Annotated in this window: 1 protein-coding gene; it reads left to right on the top strand. The window is 58.2% G+C overall.

Features of this window, described 5'->3' with window-relative positions; all coding sequences use genetic code 11:
• Positions 1 to 347 precede the first annotated feature (347 nt).
• The coding region (locus A3754_RS19375; RefSeq protein WP_063521008.1) for a lipoprotein-releasing ABC transporter permease subunit at positions 348 to 1,390 on the top strand (1,043 nt) is incomplete at its 3' end.

The raw sequence follows: 1,390 nt of genomic DNA, 5'->3' as shown, positions 1-1,390 counted from the left end.
GGGTGATGGCGGGGCTGCCCACCGGGCCCTTGCTCTGGTTGGGGGCGCCGAATTCGGCCCGGACCTGGGATTGGGACATGCCGCGCTGGGGAACGTCGGCCGCCAGTGAGGCAGCGGGCATGGCCAGCGCTGCTGAGGCCAGCAACGTCATTATTCTTGTCTTCATTTCTTCCCCCGGCGAGATTGTATTTTCTTTCGATATTAGAAAGTTAGGTAGGCTTATTCAACCATTTTGCTAGCACAGGAACGCTGACGCCGATCACAAAGCGAACCCCTGGTGCATACGTGCCGGTTTCTGACCGTGATGGCCGTAGTATTTGCCCCGGGTTTCGGGTTAAATGCGCTGCATGTTTCGACCTCTATCCTTCTATGTGGGGCTGCGCTATACCGGCGCCCGTGCCCGCAACAGTTTTATTTCGGTGATTACACTGATTTCGGCATTGGGCCTGATGTTGGGCGTGGCGGTGCTGATCACGGTGCTATCTGTCATGAACGGCTTCGATCGTGAGCTGCAAACCCGCATTCTGGGCATGGTGACGCACCTGTCGGTGCATGGCCGTGAGCCCGTGCAGGATTGGCAGGCGCTGGCCAACCGGCTGGATCATCATGACCAGATTGAGGCAGCCGCACCTTTTGTACAGCTTGAAGGCATGCTGACCCATCGCGGTAATGTGGCCGGGGCGCTGATTAACGGCATTGAACCTGAAGCCGAGCGCAAAGTGTCCATCGTCGGGGATTTCATGCATCAGGGCGAGCTGGAAAGCCTTGCGCCAGGTGAGTTCGATGTGGTGCTGGGTTATGGCCTGGCGCGGCGTCTGGGCGCTGAACTGGGCGATAAAATCACCCTGGTGCTACCGGAAGCCACGATTTCACCTGCCGGGGTGATGCCCCGCTTCAAACGGTTTACGGTCACCGGGATTTTCCGGGTGCGGGCTGAGGTCGATTCGCTTTACGCCTATGTGAATGTCGCGGACGCCGCCAAACTGGCTCGCCAGGCGGGCACTGTGCAAGGGGTGCGATTGAAGCTGAACGATTTGTTCAGTGCCTCCAATCTCGGTTGGAAGTTGCAACAGGAGCTGGGACCGAATTACTACACCAGTGACTGGACCCGCAGCCACGGCAACCTGTTCCAGGCTATCAAGATGGAAAAGACCATGATGACGCTGTTGCTCAGCTTCATTGTGGCGGTGGCTGCTTTCAATATCATTTCCAGCCAGGTGATGCTGGTGACTGAAAAGCGCGGCAACATCGCAGTGTTGCGCACGCTGGGGGCGTCACCGGGCACGATCATGCGCATTTTCATGGTTCAGGGCACCCTGATCGGGGTGGCGGGCACCTTGCTGGGGACCGTGCTTGGGGTGCTGTTGGCCACCAATGTGAGCAATATTGC

It is taken from the genome of Alcanivorax sp. HI0083 (assembly GCF_001635175.1).
The sequence above is the reverse complement of the archived record's forward strand: the minus strand, read 5'-3'. Positions and strand labels throughout refer to the sequence as shown.